Annotated in this window: 21 protein-coding genes and 1 pseudogene; 8 read left to right on the top strand and 14 right to left on the bottom strand. The window is 38.0% G+C overall.

The window, feature by feature from the left end:
- Positions 1–17 precede the first annotated feature (17 nt).
- The 7 genes from yqfB to alr form a co-directional block, all read right to left on the bottom strand.
- Positions 18–335, bottom strand: coding sequence for a N(4)-acetylcytidine aminohydrolase (gene yqfB / locus ACR30L_RS14930; protein ID WP_435235040.1), 318 nt, complete (start codon positions 333–335; stop codon positions 18–20).
- Positions 336–363: 28 nt separating this feature from the next.
- On the bottom strand, positions 364–786 hold the full coding sequence (locus ACR30L_RS14935) for a GNAT family N-acetyltransferase (RefSeq protein ID WP_435235041.1): 423 nt from the start codon (positions 784–786) through the stop codon (positions 364–366).
- Between the two features lie 32 nt (positions 787–818).
- Positions 819–1,304 carry an acyl-CoA thioesterase gene (locus tag ACR30L_RS14940; protein WP_435235042.1) on the bottom strand — a complete coding sequence of 162 codons (486 nt, stop codon included), beginning with the start codon at positions 1,302–1,304 and terminating at the stop codon, positions 819–821.
- Positions 1,305–1,517: 213 nt separating this feature from the next.
- Entirely contained in the window at positions 1,518–1,868 is a 351-nt protein-coding gene (locus tag ACR30L_RS14945; RefSeq protein WP_435235043.1) for an Imm51 family immunity protein, read from the bottom strand.
- Between the two features lie 574 nt (positions 1,869–2,442).
- On the bottom strand, positions 2,443–3,087 hold the full coding sequence (locus ACR30L_RS14950; RefSeq protein ID WP_435235044.1) for a class I SAM-dependent DNA methyltransferase: 645 nt from the start codon (positions 3,085–3,087) through the stop codon (positions 2,443–2,445).
- Positions 3,088–4,548: an aminoacyl-histidine dipeptidase gene (locus ACR30L_RS14955; RefSeq protein ID WP_435235045.1), complete on the bottom strand. Its 1,461-nt coding sequence runs from the start codon at positions 4,546–4,548 to the stop codon at positions 3,088–3,090.
- A gap of 10 nt (positions 4,549–4,558) precedes the next feature.
- Complete coding sequence (gene alr / locus ACR30L_RS14960; protein WP_435235046.1) at positions 4,559–5,653, bottom strand: alanine racemase; 1,095 nt, start codon at positions 5,651–5,653, stop codon at positions 4,559–4,561.
- 800 nt (positions 5,654–6,453) lie between these two features.
- Between alr and dgcN the strand changes: the two genes are divergently transcribed.
- From dgcN to ACR30L_RS14985, 5 genes are all read left to right on the top strand, one after another.
- A complete protein-coding gene (dgcN, locus tag ACR30L_RS14965) occupies positions 6,454–7,458 on the top strand; it encodes an N-acetyltransferase DgcN (RefSeq protein ID WP_435235047.1) in 1,005 nt (334 codons plus the stop codon).
- A gap of 10 nt (positions 7,459–7,468) precedes the next feature.
- Entirely contained in the window at positions 7,469–8,446 is a 978-nt protein-coding gene (gene dgcA, locus ACR30L_RS14970; RefSeq protein ID WP_435235048.1) for an N-acetyl-D-Glu racemase DgcA, read from the top strand.
- Positions 8,447–8,503: 57 nt separating this feature from the next.
- Positions 8,504–9,361 carry a D-amino-acid transaminase gene (locus tag ACR30L_RS14975; RefSeq protein WP_435235049.1) on the top strand — a complete coding sequence of 286 codons (858 nt, stop codon included), beginning with the start codon at positions 8,504–8,506 and terminating at the stop codon, positions 9,359–9,361.
- 173 nt (positions 9,362–9,534) lie between these two features.
- Positions 9,535–9,903, top strand: coding sequence for a YidH family protein (locus ACR30L_RS14980; protein WP_435235050.1), 369 nt, complete (start codon positions 9,535–9,537; stop codon positions 9,901–9,903).
- Positions 9,900–10,244, top strand: a complete 345-nt coding sequence (locus ACR30L_RS14985; RefSeq protein WP_435235051.1) for a DUF202 domain-containing protein — start codon at positions 9,900–9,902, stop codon at positions 10,242–10,244. Before ACR30L_RS14980 ends, ACR30L_RS14985 begins: the two co-directional genes overlap by 4 nt.
- A gap of 297 nt (positions 10,245–10,541) precedes the next feature.
- On the opposite strand, the gene ACR30L_RS14990 is transcribed toward ACR30L_RS14985, so the two are convergent.
- Positions 10,542–11,168, bottom strand: coding sequence for a LysE family translocator (locus ACR30L_RS14990; protein ID WP_435235052.1), 627 nt, complete (start codon positions 11,166–11,168; stop codon positions 10,542–10,544).
- 83 nt (positions 11,169–11,251) lie between these two features.
- Entirely contained in the window at positions 11,252–12,022 is a 771-nt protein-coding gene (locus ACR30L_RS14995) for an SDR family NAD(P)-dependent oxidoreductase (protein WP_435235053.1), read from the bottom strand.
- 374 nt (positions 12,023–12,396) lie between these two features.
- On the opposite strand from ACR30L_RS14995, the gene ACR30L_RS15000 reads away from it, so the two are divergent.
- Positions 12,397–13,134: a sulfite exporter TauE/SafE family protein gene (locus ACR30L_RS15000; RefSeq protein ID WP_435235054.1), complete on the top strand. Its 738-nt coding sequence runs from the start codon at positions 12,397–12,399 to the stop codon at positions 13,132–13,134.
- A 578-nt stretch (positions 13,135–13,712) separates the two neighbouring features.
- Here the strand turns inward: ACR30L_RS15000 and ACR30L_RS15005 are convergent.
- From ACR30L_RS15005 to tauA, 3 genes are read right to left on the bottom strand one after another with little or no spacing between them, the layout of a single operon-like run.
- Positions 13,713–14,672, bottom strand: a complete 960-nt coding sequence (locus ACR30L_RS15005) for an ABC transporter permease subunit (protein ID WP_435235055.1) — start codon at positions 14,670–14,672, stop codon at positions 13,713–13,715.
- Positions 14,673–14,681: 9 nt separating this feature from the next.
- Complete coding sequence (locus ACR30L_RS15010) at positions 14,682–15,524, bottom strand: taurine ABC transporter ATP-binding protein (protein ID WP_435235056.1); 843 nt, start codon at positions 15,522–15,524, stop codon at positions 14,682–14,684.
- 36 nt (positions 15,525–15,560) lie between these two features.
- Positions 15,561–16,568, bottom strand: a complete 1,008-nt coding sequence (gene tauA / locus ACR30L_RS15015; protein WP_435235057.1) for a taurine ABC transporter substrate-binding protein — start codon at positions 16,566–16,568, stop codon at positions 15,561–15,563.
- 246 nt (positions 16,569–16,814) lie between these two features.
- Here tauA and ACR30L_RS15020 point away from each other — a divergent pair, with 246 nt between their 5' ends.
- Positions 16,815–18,320 carry a PLP-dependent aminotransferase family protein gene (locus ACR30L_RS15020; RefSeq protein ID WP_435235058.1) on the top strand — a complete coding sequence of 502 codons (1,506 nt, stop codon included), beginning with the start codon at positions 16,815–16,817 and terminating at the stop codon, positions 18,318–18,320.
- 412 nt (positions 18,321–18,732) lie between these two features.
- Positions 18,733–19,218: pseudogene (lrp, locus tag ACR30L_RS15025) on the top strand (leucine-responsive transcriptional regulator Lrp); the annotation flags it as partial.
- Positions 19,219–19,279: 61 nt separating this feature from the next.
- On the opposite strand, the gene ACR30L_RS15030 reads toward lrp, so the two are convergent.
- Entirely contained in the window at positions 19,280–20,053 is a 774-nt protein-coding gene (locus ACR30L_RS15030; RefSeq protein ID WP_435235059.1) for a TatD family hydrolase, read from the bottom strand.
- Between the two features lie 2 nt (positions 20,054–20,055).
- The gene (locus tag ACR30L_RS15035) at positions 20,056–21,081 is read right to left on the bottom strand and encodes a DNA polymerase III subunit delta' C-terminal domain-containing protein (RefSeq protein WP_435235060.1); all 1,026 of its coding nucleotides are present in this window, start codon (positions 21,079–21,081) and stop codon (positions 20,056–20,058) included.

The raw sequence follows: 21,081 nt of genomic DNA on the forward strand, positions 1-21,081 counted from the left end.
AAGGTAGACTTTATTCATTATGACTTTATCAATTCGAATGAAATAACATATAAGTTTTCTACATTGGGATAAATATCGTGAATAATATCTTTAAGCTCTGAAAGAGTCATATTCTCCTGTTGCGCATGAAAATTAGATAATTCACTGAACCTAATAGCCTTAACCGATTTAATTTTTAATGCACAAAACCAGCGCCCATTTTCATAGGTAGAGACTTGAACAATACTGTTTGGCGTATAATCATTTTCCGATTCATCCCTAATTGTTATTGTCTTATTTCCTAATAAAATATCGGTTTCAAAGCGTTCAAAAAAAGTTATTTCAGACAAACTCACAATTATTTCCTTCTTTAATTTTAGCCGTTTACTTTAATATCCTCGCAACAAGTTCAATCGTATAACGTTTTTCACCTGTACGTTTAAAATCTAACTTTTCGTATAACCTTAGCGCATCACTATCTTTAATGGCGGAAATATTAACAACGTCATAACCTTGAATGCCAGCAAGAGTGCGAATTTTTAATAATGCTTTTGACCCATAACCTTTGCCACGATGCATATCGTCAATATGCAATTCAGACACATAATAAGCATCGAGTTTATCTAAGGACATAAAGAAGCCGACGATTATTTCATCTTCAACAATATCAAAGAGAGCACATTCACTATAAAGTATCAATTTTAATTCATCGTGCCATGCTAGTCCGACACTTTCATAAAACGAGAGCATATTACGTTTAATACTATCTACTGCGGCTTCATATTTATTCGATACAATAAATTTCATTTTATATCCAAACTATTCGAATCTATGCACTATCACTTCAGTAACTTCACGTGCATTTCCATTTCGTTGCCAATTTCTTTACGCATTTTCATGAGTTTAATCGCCGAATCACGCAGCTTAATATCTTCCGCTTCCATAGGTAGCCATTCAGGGACTTTGGTCGGTTTTCCCTCTGTATCAACGGCCACCATAATAACAATACAATGCGTCGTTAATACTTTGTTTAAGTCTTTCGGATCGCTCGCTTGTACATCTAATGCGATATGCATAGAAGAAGCCCCCGTATAAATCACCTTTGCAGTCACTTCCACTAAATTACCCACATGTATAGGCGCCACAAATCGAATCCCGCCTGCATAAGCTGTGACACAATATTCACCACTCCAGCCTGCAGAACATGCATAAGCCGCTAAATCGATCCACTTCATGACTGTGCCACCATGCACTTTACCACCAAAGTTAACATCGCTAGGTTCAGCTAAAAAACGTAAGGTTATCTCTCTTTGTCGATTCGACATGTTAACTTCCTTATAGATAAAAATGAGGTAATAGAACTATTAATAATAGGCAGGATTGTTGAGTTTAGATAATATTAGGCGTGATCGAGGTCGATGATATGCCAAACGGATAAATAAAAATAAAAACGATAAAATGGTCAATACCCAAAAATAAACTTAAGGACGATGACAAGCTATCTTCATTTATCCGTTAGCTTCATTATCGTTGGAATATTATGAAGCTAATTCGGGTACAAAATCATATTGCGCATAGCGTGTAATACAAGCATCTAATAGCGCATCGTCTTCATAAAATGCAAACACTAGCTCTGCTACTTCATGCAATGCGACTTTATCTGCACTATTAATACAGAACATCAGAGTTTCTTCCCCGAAGGTGATTTTTTCTAATAACGCAGGGTTCTTTTCCGACAAAAAGTTTTGCATCAATAAAGTCCAATCTTCTCCATCGCCAAGAAAATCATGATTTTCGAACGCTTTCCATCTTAAATCGCTTAATGTGATACTGAAACTGTGCTGAAAACTTGAGAATAAAAAGGGCTGGTAAACATTTTCTTGTTTCATAGGATCTCTCGATAAAAATAGAAAAGAAATAGCTTCTGAGCAATCAGAAGCGACGCAGTGCAATACAGCACCATCCTACTCTCAAGTTTTTTTTAAAATCTCGGTTGGGTCTTAATTATTTATTTAATCGGGAAAATGTTCAGGTATTTGTGGGTGGGGATACACTCATTATTTATATTAAATGAGTGTTAGTTAAAATATTAATTATTCGATTAAATATAAAGCACAACCTAATACAAAAAACATTGAAACTGTAACAACTAAAAATAATGCTAAATACCAATCAAGCCTTCGTACATGTTTTAGAATTGCTTTATCATCAAGCATTATACTTGTTTCTTTTTTCCCTATTACAAGCGTTAAGGCGTAAAGAATCACCCAAATGCAATACTCGCAATGCACAAAAAAACAATACAAAGTACCGATAAAAATCCAAGCCAATCGTCAATAATTAAATTTTGCATATTAGCTCCAACCTAAAAGATAACGGTTACCGGTTATCAGATATAGACATTGAAATTTTTCGTTCAACTTTCCCCCAATTTATAGCGCAAAACATAATTACATCTGCAGTTTATTTTCTCGCCACAAAAAAGAAAAGTGGGTATGAAACACGAACGTCTTCAAAATTTTCCTGCCAAATTTCATAATATGTCTCAGCACTATCAACAACAAACCCATTCTGTTTGGCAATATCGGATAGAACTAAAATATCAAACCCATTATGACCATTAAACAAAGGGTTATGCTTATGAAATGAACCATCCTCTAAATATAAATCTGCAATAATTAATACGCCATTATCCTCTAACGTATTATATGCATCAGCAAAGAACTGATAAATATTTTCGACATGATGTAATGTCATTAAGGTGGCAATGACTGAACAGTTCAATGCAAGAGCCGATAACCTGTTTACATCATGCGTTTGAATATTCAACAATCCTGCTTGCTTTATTTTAGTCTTTGCAATATTTAACATTTCGCTAGATGAATCGATTAAATGTACTTCGTTAAATACATCGCTTAACTGCATTCCTAGCAAGCCTGTACCACTTCCAAAATCGATCAAACGATGAAAAGATCCAAAGTTAACTTCTTTAATCTTTTTAGCTGTTAATTTTGCTCGTTCTACTTTTAATGGATTGCTATCCCATTTATCAGCAACTTGATCAAAATAATTACTCAACTTACGGTCCTTTTCATCAACATAATTCAATTAGTCGATCGCCTCTAAACTCGCCACCAGCAATTGCCAATATTTATCAACACTGGGAATATGTACTTTTTCATCGGGACTGTGCGGAAATTTAATGGTTGGGCCAAAGGAAACCATGTCCCAATGCGGGTATTTATTGCTAAACAAACCACATTCTAATCCCGCGTGAATAACCATAGTATTTGGTTCACTATCAAAGAGTTTTTTATATTGGCTTTTTACTATCTGATATACCGCTGACTCTGTATTCGGTTTCCAACCGGGATAATCCCCTTCTTTATGACTATTACCACCGAACTGCTTAAAATGATCAAATATTCTTTGTACAGATTGTTGCTTTTCTTGCTCAACCTGAGACCGCACGAGCATCTCCATGGTGAACACGGGGTCGCCATCTTTTAACTGCTGGCTTAACACGCCTAGATTACTTGAGGTTTGAACAATATCTTCAAGATCTTTATCCATTTCAAAGATGCCATTAGGACAGCTGGCTAAGGCGGTTAAAACATGCTCTTTCGATTCGGATGTTAATACAGTTTCTGGCAGTGCACATGAACCAAGAGATAAGAGAAGGTTATCTTCAACACATTGATATTGGTCCACTAAACTTGCCTGCGCATTCATAATTAAACGGTCTAGCAGTTGTTTATATTGTATGCCACAGGTGATTATCGCATAGGCTTCTCGCGGAATGGCATTACGTAAACTCCCACCTTCAAAGGCCGCTAAATTAAACGGTAATTCATTAAATTGAGTTAAGGTTTGTGCTAATACAGTGATTGCATTAGCTCGAAGTAAATGAATATCACAACCCGAATGCCCCCCCTTCAAACCATTTAAGGTAATTTTATAGGCCACTTCACTTGGCGAAGCAGGAAGTGTTTGATATGGCAGATCGACATAGGCTCTCACGCCCCCTGCACAACCAATATATAAGTCACCTTCTTGTTCAGAATCCGTATTGATCAACACTTTACCGGTTAACGTATCAGGCTGAAGACCAAAAGCCCCGACCATGCCAATTTCTTCACTGGTGGTCAATAGGACTTCTAATGGACCGTGCTTAATTGTGTCATCAGCTAAAACAGCTAAGCACGATGCCATACCTACACCATTATCGGCGCCAAGGGTTGTATTACTGGCATGCATCCATTCGCCTTCGATATGTGGAATGATAGGATCCGTCGCGAAGTCATGTACCGTGTCGTTATTTTTCTGCGGCACCATATCAAGGTGCCCTTGCAGAATAACAGGGGTTTTATGTTCGCAACCGAATGTTGCAGCCTTACGTAAAATGAGATTACCAACTTCATCTTGCTGACAAGCGATATTATTTTCTTTTGCCCAATTAACAATCCAAGCAACTAAAGCTTCTTCATGTCTTGAGGGATGTGGAATCGAACATATTGTTAAAAAATAAGACCACAATGAAGCTGCTTTGGTTGTTTGTAATTGTTGCATAGTCTGTCCTTTAACGCTGAGATGAGCCTGAATGGATATACGTTTTCTTAACACGAGCAGTCAGCTTAATGACTAATTCATAGGCAATTGTGCCAACATGTAATGCAACTTCTTCAACGGGTAACTCTTCTCCCCAAAAAATAACAGGATCCCCCACTTGATCCGTGGCATCGGGCCCTAGATCAATGGTGATCATATCCATCGAGACATTACCTGCAATCGCTGCTCGACGCCCATTCACTAAAACCGGTGTACCACTTTCTGCCGTTCTCGGATACCCATCGCCGTATCCCATTGCCACCACGCCAATACAGGTGTCTTGCGACGCAACCCATTTTTTCCCGTAACCGACAGGGTCACCCTTTTTATGTTTACGTACGGAAATCAATTTGGATTGCAGGGTCATCACAGGATGAAGACCTTCCGCTTTGCCGGTAGAGTCAACACGAGGCGTGATCCCATATAATGAAATACCAGGGCGCATCCAATCGTAATGCGCAGCAGGCCAATATAAAACCCCCGCTGAATTACTTAAACTTTTAGGACCAGAAAAAGGTTTCGTTGCTTGTTCAAAAACGGCTATTTGTTGTTCCGTTGCGTCACTATCTAACTCATCGGCACAATTAAAATGACTGGCAAAGCCAATCTCTTCCTTTGCATTACCAGAGTCTTTAATACGTTGATGATAATCGGCGACTTGTTCCGGTAAAATACCAAGACGGTGCATGCCAGTGTCCACTTTGATCCAAGTTTGGACAGGTTGGCTTAAATCCGTTTGCTCTAATTCTTCAAGCTGCCTTAAATTATGAATAATGGTATGAAAACCCAATGTTGCCGCAGACTGCAATTCATCGGGAGAAAAGCACCCTTCCAGCAATAAAATAGGCTGAGGAATACCTGCAGTACGTAATTCGATAGCTTCGCCAATACGTGACACCGCAAAGGCATCTGCTGTTGGCAGCGCTTTAGCAAACTCAACAGCACCATGACCATAGGCATTTGCTTTTATAACGGCAACGACTTTCGAAGTGGGAGATTTAGTGCGCATAAGCTGATAGTTGTACTGTAAAGCATCAAGATCAATCACGGCTTCAGCTGTTAACATAGTATTTCCTTTATCTGTATTATTTTATTAATTGCGGTGCTAGAAATAGGAGGCTAAATTTTACAATTCCCCCATATTACTCGTTAATACTGCTTAATTTTCTCGTTCTATTAAAAATAATAATAAAACCATCCCAACAGCACAACTTTATATAGTTAAATAAACTAGCAAAAAACAAACCAACAGAACAATATAAATTAAATATTTTCATTTATATTGCAAAAAGACAGCAAATATCTAATACCAAATTAATAAATCGTTTAAATAGTGTATTAATCGTTTTAAACAGCCTTATTAAAGCCAATCACACCTAGCACCAAAAAAGTGCAAAAAAGCCCAAAACTGGTGCAATATAGCGTGTTTTTATCTAAAAATACCTACATTTATAGTCCGTCTACTTTGTAATTTACCCATAAACATAAAATAAAACTAAAAGTAAATTATTAAAAACATTATATTTCAAAAATACAGCGAAAATACGCAATAAAAAACCACCAACCGATAGAGAATAAAAAACCAAATAACATCAAAAACACAGAACAATAAACCAAACAAATATAGAAATAATAATGCAATCTGGCATTTCGTATTTTATAACTTATCAATCAATAATTTACTGCTTATTTTACGTATTGCCAATCTAAATTATAAAATATATTCTTGGCACAGAAGCTGCAGTTATATCTACCACTAACTGATTAACTGTGTGAACAGCGAGTTAGATTAACACTTACTTTTTACTGATAAATCTCATTTATTAACAAATGGGATTAGGCCTACTACTAATAGGAATAAATAAAATGGAAATTCAAAAACCTTATCTGCTATTTTTAGGCGATGCACAGGATCCACTGGCAGCAAAAGTTGCACAAGGCATTAAACAATGGCATCCAGAATATTGCGCAGGTCAATTCCGTATGGAAGACTGTGTTGCGGACTGTGGCTTAACTGACATGGATATTGAGCAAGCAAAAGCCGCTGGTGTAAAAACATTGGTCATTGGTGTTGCCAACCGTGGTGGTATCATTTCAGATAAATGGATTGCTATTTTAGTTAAAGCGCTTGAAGCTGGCTTTGATTTAGCAGCAGGTCTACACAATAAATTAAACGACATCCCAGAACTTAAAACATTGGCAGACAAACTAGGTCGCCAATTATTTGATGTACGTTTCCCAACCCAAACATTCCCCGTTGCAAGTGGTCTAGAACGTACTGGTAAACGTGTATTAATGGTTGGTACTGACTGTTCTGTAGGTAAAATGTACACGGCCCTTGCTGTTGAAAAAGAGATGCTAGCGCAAGACATGAACGTGAGCTTTCGTGCAACGGGTCAAACAGGTATTCTCATCAGTGGTTCAGGTGTGAGTGTTGATGCAGTTGTTGCTGACTTTATTGCGGGTGCAGTTGAAACTATCTCTCCAGCTAACGATGCTGATCACTGGGATGTTATTGAAGGTCAAGGTTCATTATTCCATGCTTCATTCTCAGGTGTAACAGCCGGACTTATTCACGGTTCACAAGCCGATGCATTAATTCTATGTCACGAACCAACACGTACAACCATGCGTGGTTTACCAACTTATTCTTTGCCAGATCTAAAAACTTGTATGGATCTAAACCTTACCTTTGCACGCGTCGTTAACCCTGCGGTTAAATTTGTTGGTATTTCAGTCAACACATCAAAATTAACAGATGCTGAAGCAACCACACTACTTGCAGACATTGAAGCTGAATTTGGTCTTCCTGCTGTTGACCCATTCCGTGAAGGTATGAGCCGCATTGTTGATGAACTAAAGAAAATCTAAGGATACGATGATGAAAGTTAAACTATTTGATGAAAGCTTCCTTATTCGCGGTACGTTCACCATCTCTCGCGGTAGCAGAACCCATGCCAAAGTGGTCGTTGTCGAGCTACGCCAAGGCGAATATGTAGGACGGGGTGAATGTGTACCTTACGCACGTTACGACGAATCGATTGAGTCGGTACTTGCTGAACTTGCACCACTTGCAGTAAAAATTGAAAATGGTTTAACACGTCAACAAATGCAGTCTTTGTTACCAGCAGGCGCTGCACGAAATGCGCTTGATTGTGCTTACTGGGATTTAGAATGTAAAAAATCAGGTCATCGAATCTGGGAGTACTTATCGGTCGCTAAACCACAGCCGTTAATTACGGCTTTTACGCTATCACTAGATACTCCCGAAAAAATGAAACAAGCTGCAATTGAAAATGCACATCGCCCGTTGCTTAAACTTAAGCTTGCAGGAGAAGGTGATATCGAACGTGTTGCAGCAGTACGTGAAGGTTCACCCGATGCACGTATTATCGTTGATGCCAATGAAGGTTGGGACGAAGCACAATATCTGAAATTTGTCCCTGAATTGGTCAAGCTTGGCGTTGAAATGATTGAACAACCAATGCCTGCAAATAATGATTCAGCACTGGCTCGTCTTCCAAGACCAATCACGTTATGTGCCGATGAGTCTTGCCATGATCGCAGCAGTTTGCCACATATTATCGGTCGTTATGACATGATCAATATTAAAACTGATAAAACGGGTGGGCTAACCGAAGCAATTGCATTGAAAAAAGAAGCAGAAGAAGCCGGTTTACAAGTAATGGTCGGCTGTATGCTTGCAACATCACTAGCAATGGCACCTGCATTTATGGTTGCTCAAGGCGTTGATGTTGTTGATCTCGATGGTCCTTTACTGCTTGCAGAAGACCGAGAAAGCCCAATTGAATTTGATGACAGTTTAATGAAAGTTTTTCCTGCCAGCCTTTGGGGCTAGCGACTAATTATTTATAAGCAATAGCATTCACTATTGCTATTTTACAAGGAATAAATGATGGAACGTACCGTATACCTAAATGGTGAATATTTAAAAGAAAGTGAAGCGACAGTGTCTATATTTGACCGTGGCTTTTTATTTGCTGATGCTGTTTATGAAGTCACAGCCGTAGTCAATGGAAAATTAGTTGATAACGATGGTCATATGGCACGTTTACAACGTTCATGTAATGAATTACAAATTGCATTACCTGTTTCACTTGATGAGATCACACTAGCACAACGTGCACTTGTTGAAAAAAATAGCATGGAAGAAGGTGCAATTTATTTACAAATAAGCCGTGGGAATGCAGGCGACCGTGATTTTGGTTACCCTGAAAATGTAAAACCAACATTAGTGTTATTTACCCAAGCACGTAAAGTTATTGATTCACCAAAAGCATTAACCGGCATGAAAGTCATCACATTAGATGATATTCGCTGGAAACGTCGTGATATTAAAACCGTTGGCCTACTTGCACCATGTATGGCAAAACAAGCTGCACATGATAAAAATGTAGATGATGCTTGGTTAGTTGAAGATGGTTATATTACCGAAGGTAGTTCAAATAATGCTTATATTGTTACTCAAGATGATGTTGTGGTAACACGTCCATTAAGCAATGATATTTTGCACGGGATTACTCGTAAAGCGCTATTAGAACTTGCTGAAAAAGAAGATATTAAAATTGAAGAGCGCCTTTTCACACCGGAAGAAGCACGCCAAGCAAAAGAAGCATTTATTAGCTCTGCAACGACCTTTGTGTTTGCTGTTGTTGAAATAGATGGCGTTATGATTGGTGATGGAAAACCGGGTAAAATTTCAAATAAACTGCGTGAAATTTACATTGATTTAGCCAAAAAAACAGCTGAATAACCTTTTAAGCTGCCCCCACTTTTAAACAGCTTGAGGCGAATGGTTAACTACCATTCGCCTTTTTTGCATTACAACAGAAACTCACATAAAATCTATTAAAACCATTTTTTCACATTTCCAAACACTACTCTTTTCAAACTAATATTAATTATCTGATATAAATAAGTAGCGATATGACTTTAAAAACTAAAAGAGTAAAAACAAATTGGCGCAGTCTCGGCAAAGCCCCTGATTATCGTTTCTCACTTGCCAATGAAAGGACCTATCTCGCATGGATTAGAACCGCAATGGCGTTACTTGCGGGCGCTATCGCTATCGATCAATTAACGCCTGAATTAGCAAACCCATTAATCCGTATTTTTCTCTCAACATTTCTTTGCCTATGTTCTGGCCTACTCGCTCTTTTTGCCTATAGACGATGGGCTTCGAATGAAAGAGCAATGCGCAATAACAGTGAATTAAGCTATACAAAATTCCTAAAAATCATTAGTGGGATTGTTATTTTCCTCACTACCATTATTATCATTGCGATTTTACTATGATTCCACAAAATAGAGATCCCGGTCTTCAACCAGAACGTACCGCCCTTGCTTGGTTAAGAACATATATGCTAATGGTCGCGCTAGGGATATTATTATTCAAGGTGGGTAGGAAAACCGATAATACTTTTATGCAATTCGATGCGCTTATGATATTTGGTTTTTCATTATTTTTCTATTTAGCAAATAAAAAGCGATTTTCTTCTCTATTTCATAACCCTGGGATTGTCGGTAATAAAGAAGCCACCATCAAAAAATTACTTTCTGCAATGATTATCATTGCCGCTATCATTTATGGCAGCTTATCACTGATTAACTTTATTGATTTTTATGTAACGAAATAGCTAACATTAATAATAATGAATCATGCTTTTGTAGATTACTCAGGCTGTTTTTGTAAAAAGCTTAAAGGCTCTGCCACGCATACTTCATGTGACTGCAAAATTGAGTTTCGGTTCGCATTCATTAACAGAGGCGCTATGCGCTTCATGGAGAAAAGACTAAACAATACGTTATAAACTAATTATTACTCGTTTTGTGTCTTTCTCTTTTAACTCGGTGTCCTCTGTGGTGAATTTTTTAATGATTTTAATTCTTTTCTGCTTTACTTAAGTTAAATACATAAGTATGAAATGAATTAGTTACCGGCTCACAGCTAAATATGTACCAGCAAGAAACATAATGCTCCCTGCGCCTTTATTTAATCTAATTTGTGCAACCGGTGTTTTTAATAACCGAGCAGCACGAGCTGCGCCATAAGCAATTAACATCAGCCCCGATGTTAACGCGATAGCTGCCAATACCGCAACTAAAGTAATATCTTCCATTCTCAGCACGGTTAAATCCACAAAGGTCGGTAAAAAAGCGATATAAAAAAGAATCACTTTAGGGTTCGATGCTGAAATTAAAAATCCCTGAAGCCAACTTCCCACTAGAGTGTAATGATGACTAACGGTGCCATTTTCTATGGCTGCTTTGGTTTCCGGTATCGCGCGAAACATTTTATAACCGAGATAAATAAGATAAGCCGCACCAATATAGCGTATGGCCAAAAACACTTCGCCGTAATGCTCTGCAATGGTCGCAAGACCAAAACAAGCAAGAATTAAATAAATCAGATCGCTGCACACCATGCCAATCACCAACGCAACACAACTTTTTGAACCCGATACCAATGCTCTTGATAAAATGGCAAATACACCGGGCCCTGGGGTAATACCAAAAATAAAAATAGCGAGAAAAAAAGTAAGAGCACCTTCCAATGACATGTTAATTTCCTAAAAACGATAATGTACTAAAATAAGAAAATTCACCTCAAAAAATAACATTCCTTGAGGTGAATAATTTGCGATTATTTTCTAACCACCTTAAAGTTATCCCATGCTTGAGAAGTTGGCATAACTTCTAAACTATTAATATTAATATGCGCAGGTTGCTCGGCAATCCAGAAAATAATATCGGCAATATCCTCTGACTGTAACGCCGTCATACCACTATAAACTTGTTTATATTTATCTTCATCGCCTTTAAATCGAACAAGACTAAATTCACTTTCAGCCATACCCGGCTCAAGACTCGTGACACGAATACCCGTGCCAGCAAAATCACAACGCAAATTACGAGAAAATTGAGCAACAAACGCTTTACTCGCACCATAAACATGACTACCAGGGTACGGCCAGTTGCCTGCAATACTGGCTAAATTGATAATGGTTGAACTTGGTTGAGCGCGTAATGCAGGTAATAATGCATGAGTAACGTTCACCAACCCGGTTACGTTGGTATCAATCATGGTATGCCAATCGCTAAGTGCAGCTTTATCTGCCGGCTCAGTCCCTAATGCAAGCCCGGCATTATTTACTAAAATTGCGACATTTTTAAAATCGTCAGGTAATGCCTGAGTAAATGCTTCAACGGCTTCACTATCACGCACATCTAACGTTGCATAATGCACTTTCGTTAACGGTGTAAGCGCTTCTTTTAATGCAATTAGACGTTCTTCTCTACGTCCTGTGATAATAATCGGGTAACCATGTTTAGCAAATTTCTTAGCGGTTGCCAATCCAAACCCCGCCGTTGCACCAGTAATTAAAACAATAGGGAGTTGCTGCTGTTCTGTCATTTTATTATTCCTTTTAAATGTTATATTTTCCCAAAACTTACCGTAAGAATATTATCGTTAACCAAGAAAAACTCGCAGATTAAATCCGTTGCGAGATATTATAATACCTCTATTACCAATCAAGTTGAAGACTACCACTTTATCCTATTAATCATAAGTTTCAATGGGTATAAGAGCACATTAACCTAGGATAATTCCCGCCTATAGTCCCAATATAATGAATAAATAGAACCAATAAATATAAACAATATTAACTGCCATTAATATCAAAAAGCCGGTGGAACTAACGATGGATTTAATTGGCTCTAACCACCTCTAGACGATGTTGTAATAATCAAACTATCGTCTAATAATTTAACAGAAAAGGAGCTAAAATGGAGCAAATTTGGTTAACAATTCCGGTCGTGATCTTTGCCGGTATTGTACGTGGCTTTAGCGGATTTGGATTTGCCGCAATTGCAGTGGTTGGATTAAACCTAGTATTAACACCTCAACAAAGTGTTGCCCTCGTATTATCATTAGATTTAATCTGCAGCATCAATTTATTTAAAATGGCTCGCCAACAAGCAGATATCGATACATTAAAAAAATTAATATTTGGCGCTATATTGGGGATTCCTATTGGTTATTGTATTTTGCAATTAATTCCCGCAGAGATACTTAAATTACTCATTTGCATTTGCATTCTAGGTTTATCGCTGTTGTTATTATCAGAATTTAATCCCTTCAACCCGAAAAAATTAAAAACTAAAATTGGCTTTGGTTTAGCATCGGGTGCAGGTACAGCGAGTGCATCTGTTGGTGGCCCGATGATTGTTTATTACATGCTATCAAGCGGCTTAAACACGACAACTCAACGTGCCACGATGATTTTATTTTTTATCACGAGTGAATTGCTTGCGATTTGTACGCTGATTATTGGCGGTACTGTCGATAGCACTGTGCTAAAGGGAGTTTTAATTTTAATACTTCCGACTATTATTGCCGTTCAATATGGGCAAGTTTTATTTAAGAAAAAGCCACCACAATCTTTAAAAAGCTTTGCACTACCAGTTATGATGATTGTTGCAACACTAGGAATAATTAATTCTTCCTTTATTTTAATGTCTTAATATATACCCATTACCAATCAATGTGCATTTATCAGTCACTCGCTAGGATGCCAAGATAAGGCGTAATATGATATCAAGGACGGGTCCTTATCAAGGTTACAACGCATGAGCGAGTGACCCAAAGGGTAATGGGTATAAGCCCTTGTATAAAGTAATTCATACAAGGCACTCCCCACCTTTCTTCTCTCTGAGTAAAGTCTAAAAAATATCCTGCCCCCTTATTTGTTCCGCGTTTGATATCTCGTAACACCAATTTCATTAAATATAGGCTCTACAGTTCGCATAGGAAATAGTTTAGTTCGAGGTGCAAATTAATATAAACGGTTGCTATCTTGTTCTGGCTAGCAGTAACGAACAAATGTGTATTGGTAAAAGGATACGTATTTGTCCTTAAATTAATAACTAAACGCCCTACCTGCTCCTCGCTTTCGAGATGATGATAAAGTTGAATTTAATGGGTTAAATTACAAAATATCTAGGATAATCAGCGCACTATATTAAAATCAAGTTCCCCTTAAAAGCAAAAAGCCCGATACTGTAATAACAATACCGGGCTTATTAAAATTAATGCTTAAAAGTTAGTTATACCCTTTCCAAGGTATTAATTTTGTCTCTAGGTAGCGCATAAATAAATCAAAACAGTAGGCAATAATACCAATCACAAATATACCTGCAATAACAACATCGGTCACAAGGAATTCTGAAGCATTAAGCACCATAAAACCAATACCTCGTTCAGCAGCAACCATTTCGGCAGCAACCAAGGTTGTCCAACCAAAACCAATTGCAATACGCATACCTGTCATAATATCAGGCATCGCACCACGGCTAATGACCTGTGTAACCACTTGCCACGGTGTTGCCCCCATCGAGTAAGCAACTTGAATTTGCTCAAGGCGAACCGAAGCGACGCCTGCCCGAGCACTTAATACAATCGGCGCTAACATCGCGAGGAAAATAAGTGTTATTTTACTTGATTCATCGATCCCCATCCAAATGATAACAAGTGGTAAATAAGCCAATGGAGGCAATGGACGATAAAACTCAATCAACGGATCAAAAATACCACGCATCACTCGGTTACAACCGATAGCAATCCCCAATGGCACACCAATAATAGCAGCCAGGAAGAATGCACCAAAAATACGCGTTAAACTGGCATTTAGATGTTCGATCAAAGTGGCACCGGCAAAACCATCGGTAATCACATCACCAAGTCGTGCAACCACATCAAAGGGCGAGGGTAAAAAGATCGGCTTAATCAATCCAGCTTCTGTCACAAAGGCCCACAATGCGAGAAAAAATAATGTTGAAAATAAACTAATTAATCGACTATCGCCTGCGCCGGGGGTGCCAAAATACTCACCCGTAGGTACAACACGCGGAGCGAAAAACTGTTTAATTTTAGCAGTAAAAGATGATGAAGTCGGTGCTGCTACATCAACCTGTTCAACGGGTTCACTCTTCGTCTTAGCTGCAGCTTTAGGATCTGGTTTAGTACTTTCATTTAAGTTCGTTGCGATTGTATTTGTACTCATAATATTTCCTTAGGCTGCAGATTGCTCATCGCCATGAATAATCGATAAAATTTGTTTACGCATTGCAATAAACTCCGGACTAGATTTCACTTTTCGAGCATCTCGACTATCTAAAAACTGTCGATTAAAATCTAAATCAAATTGATGAGTAATCCTGCCTGGTCGTGGCGACATAACGATTAATCGCGTTGCTAGCAATAAGGCTTCGTCAACACTATGGGTAATAAAAAACATCATTTTATTGGTTTTACACCACACATCGAGTAGCAACTCCTGCAATGATTCACGAGTCAATGCATCCAATGCACCAAGGGGTTCATCAAGCAATAGCATTTTAGGGTCGTTAGTCAACGCCCTTGCAATACCAACACGTTGCTGCATCCCACCCGATAATTGATAAATTTTATGATGGTGGAAATCTTCTAATCCAACTAATTTTAGATATTCAATCGCACGTTCACGACGTTCTGCTTTATCGACACCTTGAAGTTTTAAACCAAACTCAGTATTTTCAACGACATCAAGCCAAGGCAATAGAGCATGCTTTTGAAACACAACGCCACGGTCAGCATCTGGCCCAACAACTTCATCGCCAATATCTTTCCCACACAGCACACGTGGATAACCATCAACTTTGCTATTACCTAGGGTTAAATATCCATCCGTAGGCCGTATAAATCCAGCTATCAAATTGAGTAAGGAGGTCTTACCACAACCTGAAGCACCTAATGCAACAACCAAGTCTCCTTGCTCCATCGTTAAATTGACATTTGATAGAGCGGTAACTGGGCCACTGCCTTCCGAGCTAGGATAAACGACGGATACGTCTCGAATTTTTAATGTGTTCATCATAGAACTCCTTTACTGATAACTGGACTTAATTAATGTTTACAACTTGCTTGCAGCAACTGCATATTCAGGATTGATAAAGACACTGTAATCAGGCATTAAATCGTTAATTTTCTTTTCTGTTTTAAGAAATTCAGAAGTTGATTTAAGTGATTTAGCTGCACCACCTTCTAAGCCACACCCCAACCATTCGCATGACATTTGCGCATCAATGCTTGGGAAATCATACAAAGATAAAACTTCAGCAACGGTATTAACATCGCCACCCGTTATTTTGGCAATTGATTTTGCCATCGGAGTTTCAGGGCTAATGGTGTCTTTTTGTGCACGGTATTCTTCGTCTAAATCCGATGCTACTTTGATCATTTTCGCCATAAACTCAGGGTTTTCTTCACCAAAGCTTTTAGTGGCAACGAGTCCATCAAAGGTCGGTTTTCCCCAACTACTTAATGTTTTAGAGGTGATCAAGACATGACCATCTTTTTTGATTTTACCTAGAGCGGGATCCCAGATGAATGCACCATCAATATCACCACGTTGCCACGCAGCAACAATATTATTTGGTTGCATATTAATTAATTTAACGTCTTTTTCACTTAGACCAAACTGCTCTAAAGCAAACAACGTATGGAAGTGAGTTGTCGAAACAAAGGGTACTGCTAAGCGCTTACCTTTCAGATCTGAAGGTGAAGAAATACCAGCGTCGTTGCGAACCACTAATGCTTCAGCATCTGCGATGTTTTCCAAAATCCAAACCACTTCTATTTCTACGCCACGACTTACCGCTGCTGCAATTGGGCTAGAACCTGCACTTGCAATATCGATAGAACCAGATGCCATGGCTGAAATTACCTTTGCACCAGAATCAAAACGACGCCATTTAATATCATAGCCAGTTGCTTTCTCGACTAATTTTTCATTAATCGCATGCTTCCAAGGGTTAAACATGCCCATATAGCCGATTGTTACATCTTTTGCAGAGACACTTGAAGCAAAGACCATAGCGGCCATCGTGGCCATAATTTTAGTTGGAGTAAAAATTTTCATCTTGAAATTCCTTTCTTAGGTTAGGTTGCTGTCCCTATTAAAACTACGTGGTGTCAGAAATAAGAGATAGAGCCAGTTTCTTAAATTTAACAGTCCATTGTGATTGACTTAATATTTTACTTCCCCGTTATATTTTCAAATATCACCTTGGCTTAGATTTTGCTTTACTAAGGTATTAAGTTGTTGCAATGCCTTTACGTTCAACAAAGCAATTTTTGCTCCACTCTTTTTTATGTTGGTAATCTAATGACTGATTTTTTAATAAATATTGAACTGCATGACAACAGCAGTTTTCAGCAACAAATCAGAGAAAAATTAGTTCAACTAATAAAGCAAGACACCTTTGGCGATAAGCCTCTCCCCTCTGGGCGAAAGATGGCGCAAATGATTGGCGTATCCAGAAATACCATTGTGCTTGTTTATGAAAGCTTGGTCGATGAGGGATATTTAATTGCCCGTAAACGTAGCGGATTTTTTGTTCACCCAGATTTAGCATTCGAATCAAGCATCAATTTAGTGCACTCCGAGCCAATAGCGAGCTCCAGAAAACCAAATTGGTGCAAGAGAATGCAAGCAAAACCAAGCGAGTTCACGTCCCTCAACAAAGATAAAAACTGGATTAAAAACCCTTATCCCTTTATTTATGGCCATATTAACGTTAATGACTTTCCACTTTATCAATGGCGAGAATGCTCTCGTATTGCTGAAAGTAGAGGGAAATTACATGAATGGGTGGAAGGCTTTATCGATATGGATGACCCAGAGTTAATCGCTCAAATCCGTCATCAAATTTTGTCTAAGCGCGGTATTGTCGCTCAATCAGATGAAGTGCTAATTACCCTTGGTACTCAAAATTCACTGTATTTACTATCGACTTTATTAGCCGATAAAGACGTCACCTTTGGCATTGAAAATCCTGGGTACGTTGAATTAAGACATATTATTTCGCTATGCGGCAGCCCAGTGAAGCCACTTAAAGTCGATCAAGGCGGAGTTCAACTCGGTGAGCAACTTAAGGGGTGTAATTATGTGTTTGTAACCCCAAGCCATCAATACCCAACAACCGTAACGATGGATGTAAATAGACGTAAAGCACTGTTAGAACAAGCTTATCAAGATAACTTTGTTGTTATCGAAGATGATTATGAAAGTGAAGTTAACTTTATTGAAGAACCTCTTCCCGCATTAAAAAGTTTCGATCAACATGGACGTGTTATTTATGTGGGTAGTTTATCTAAATCACTAACACCTGGCATTCGTATTGGTTACCTTGTTGCAGATAAAGAACTGGTACACGAACTACGCAAGCTGCGTCACTTTCATTATCGTCACCCACCTTCAAATAATCAACGTACAACGGCACTGTTTATCAGCCAAGGTTATTATGACAGTCACGTTAGACGAATGCGTCGTACCTACGAAGAGAAATGGCGATTAATGCAAGAAGGAATTTCTCTGTATATTAAAAATTGCCATATTCAATCAACCGCAGGCAGTTTTTGTTTTTGGATAGGTTTACCTGAACATGTCACAAGTAAGGCATTATTAGCCATCGCTGCTGATAATGGCATACTGGTGGAATCAGGTGATTCACTTTTTATAGAGGAAGATGCACCCAAAAATTACATTAGATTAGGATTTTCAGCCATTCATAGTGATAAAATTTTAGAAGGTCTAGCTATATTGGGCGGGTTAATTGACAAGCTTGCACAACAAAAGGTCACCGCGTCATTGGCATCACCGGCACTGTAATTAAACTTATTGCCATTTAGGTAAAAAACAGCAAGTTAAAAAGCAACTTGCACGATATAAGGTAAAAATCGAACCGGTAAAATAGAGGCATTAAAATAACAAAGATATTTATCCTATTAAATGGTAATTTTTACTATTAAATACTGATTTTTACGCTGTAACACGCGAAATAACGTAATAACACTAAAAAACACACTTAAATGATACAATAAGACTATTATGTTTTGACTTTATATCAGTGTATTTTGTAATCTACTTGATGCACTGTAATAAATTAAAAACAGATGCGTTGTATAATCATCAAAATAGGTAAACAAACGAACAATATTCACCCAAAAAAATAATTAATGGAATTATGTATACCCAAACTATTTCAATATAAAAATTCAGAGCTTGAGTATATAACAGCAATAATAGGAATAAGAAATTGATATCTCTCGATAAAATTGATCGTAATATATTACGTGCATTGCAACATAATGGCCGGATTTCAAATGTTGAACTTTCTAAAAGAGTAGGACTAAGCCCGACACCTTGTTTGGAAAGAGTAAAACGCCTAGAAAAAAGTGGAGTCATTAAATCTTATACTGCACTACTTGATCCTGAACATTTGGACGCTTCTTTATTAGTTTATATCGAAATAAGCCTGAATCGAACTAGCGCAGATGTATTTGAACGCTTTAATCAAGCAGCAAATGAATTAGATGAAATTTTAGAGTGCCATTTAGTTTCTGGCGACTTTGATTATTTATTAAAAACCCGTGTTGCCAATATGTCGGCTTATCGTAAAGTACTTAGCCAAACATTATTAAAACTCCCAGATATCAAAGACTCTCGTACTTATGTCGTTATGGAAGAAGTAAAATACTTAACGTCGATTAATATCTCCGATGAATAACCACCACAATGCCAAGCTTTAATCAGCTTGGCATAAATAACATTCACAATAAGCGTGTTGGTTATTGTTGAGCAAAACCAAATAGTTTGAAAAAGTTTGCCGTTGTTACCGCTTCAAGTTCCTGTATTGAAATTCCTTTAAGTTCAGCCACAAATGCAGCCACATTTCGAGTATAAGCAGGCTCATTTTCTTTACCACGATGCGGTACTGGGGCAAGATAAGGTGAATCGGTTTCAACTAATAAGCGCGACAGTGGAATCGCTTTAATCACCGCTTGCAACTCTTTCGAATTTTTAAAGGTAACAATACCTGATACTGAAATAAAGAAGCCAAGCTCCATCGCCGCTTCCGCCATCTCTAATGATTCAGTAAAGCAATGCAATACGCCGCCAACCTGCTCAGCGCCTTCTTCACGTAAAATACGCAACGTTTCTTCACGTGCTTGGCGGGTATGCACAATTAATGGTTTATTCACTTTTTTCGCAATACGAATTTGGCGACGAAACGAATCCATTTGCTTGTCTTTTGTTTCTGGTGAATAGAAAAAATCTAATCCAGTTTCACCAACAGCAACGACTTTATCATCCTGTGCATATTCCAATAATAATGCTTCATCAAGCGCTTCTTCATAGAGAGGATGTACACCACAGGATGAAAAAATTTGATTAAATGGTTTTACCAGTTCCGACATTGCAGGGTAATCTTTCAATGTCACACACACACTTAATAGATACTCAATGCCCTGTTGCTGTGCTTTATTTACCACATCGGCTAAATCTTGATGTCTTGTTTCATAGTCTAATCGGTCTAAATGACAGTGTGAATCTACTAACATATTCAAACTTCCTTAAATTCATTTTTTATTTTTATCAATAACGCGTTAATCAATAGTTCTTTTTTAAGCGATCTATTCTCAAGTAATAATGTGCGCGTATGTAATAACTCGGTGCATAAATAACGCAAACTCCGTAATGGAAGCTGCTGCTGCCAGATTTGTAATTGCGGCAAGGCAAATCCAAAAACCACATCATCGCTGATTGTTTCTGGTGATAGTTTTAATTTATGAATATCGTGCAGCATATAAAACAATAATTGCAAACGCCCTTCGACGGACTCTGCAAGAAAACGACTAAAATCAAACAAGGTTTCAGGTTGATTAAGTAGTGAAAATACCCCTTCAATACAGGTAACTCGTTCGTCTTGCCCCTGTGCTTCAGGCGCGACTTTAAGATGATTCAGTAAAGCTAATGGACTGTTTTGAAATAGCCTTAACACCCCTTTGTCTTCAAGAATAAACCCTAATTCAGCTAACCAACTTAATAGTAATTCATCTGAAGGAGTGTGAAGGTGGGTGTGCTGAACACGACTTAACATCGTCGGTAATAATTGATGATGTGTACGAGCTAATAAAATAAGATAAGTATTTCCCTGTGGCTCTTCTAATGTTTTTAATAATGCATTTGCAGCTGCCGTTGTTAATTGCGCTGCATTTTTAATTAATACGACTTTATTATCACCAAGGTTAGGCCGTTCATTGATAATTTCAATCAATCCACGTATTTGTTCAATCCCAATCGCTTTATCTGATTCACTTTGTAACAAATGAAAATCTAAATGGTTATTCGCCAAAAACAAATTACAGGAATGGCAGTGTAAACAGGGCCCGTTTGCTTGTTTATCAGAACATAATAAATACTGAGCAATATTTTTGGCTAACTTATATTTACCAAGCCCAAGGCTACCCGTAAACAGTAAACCATGTGAAAGCCTCCCCCCCTGATAACTATTTATCACTTGCTGAAATGTTGGTGTTAACCAGGGCGTTGAAACTGACTTTAAATGATCGTTTGTCTCATCATTCAT

The organism is Psychromonas saccharinae, from assembly GCF_051201515.1.
GTDB lineage: Bacteria > Pseudomonadota > Gammaproteobacteria > Enterobacterales > Psychromonadaceae > Psychromonas.